Consider the following 688-nt stretch of genomic DNA (forward strand, 5'->3'; position numbering starts at 1 on the left):
AAAAAGTAGGTATAATAGAAAGAGTTGACAAGCTCAGGGTCCGTTGGTCAAGGGGTTAAGACACCGCCTTTTCACGGCGGTAACACGGGTTCGAATCCCGTACGGACTATGGGTGTATTGCGGTTGATGGAAACAGGTTATAAAAAAAGTTAAAAAAACCTGTTGACAGAGAAAAATGACTGTGATATACTAATATAGTTGTCGCAAGCGCGACAAAGACCTTTGAAAACTGAACAAGACGAACCAATGTGCAGGGCACTACAACTGATGTTGTAGTACTGAACAATGAAAAAAACAATAAATCTGTCAGTGACAGAAATGAGTGAGAACTCAAACTTTTAATGAGAGTTTGATCCTGGCTCAGGACGAACGCTGGCGGCGTGCCTAATACATGCAAGTAGAACGCTGAAGGAAGGAGCTTGCTCTTTCCGGATGAGTTGCGAACGGGTGAGTAACGCGTAGGTAACCTGCCTGGTAGTGGGGGATAACTATTGGAAACGATAGCTAATACCGCATAACAGTAGATATCGCATGATAGCTGCTTGAAAGGTGCAATTGCACCACTACCAGATGGACCTGCGTTGTATTAGCTAGTTGGTGAGGTAACGGCTCACCAAGGCAACGATACATAGCCGACCTGAGAGGGTGATCGGCCACACTGGGACTGAGACACGGCCCAGACTCCTAC

General features: G+C 45.9%; 1 tRNA gene and 1 rRNA gene. Both read left to right on the forward strand.

The annotated features are described in order from the left end of the window. Window positions 1-37: 37 nt before the first annotated feature. Window positions 38-109, forward strand: a tRNA-Glu gene (locus QM419_RS09185). A gap of 228 nt (window positions 110-337) precedes the next feature. Continuing rightward, a 16S ribosomal RNA gene (locus QM419_RS09190) occupies window positions 338-688 on the forward strand; the annotation flags it as partial.

This window comes from Streptococcus infantis, from assembly GCF_047464715.1.
Taxonomy (GTDB): domain Bacteria; phylum Bacillota; class Bacilli; order Lactobacillales; family Streptococcaceae; genus Streptococcus; species Streptococcus infantis_S.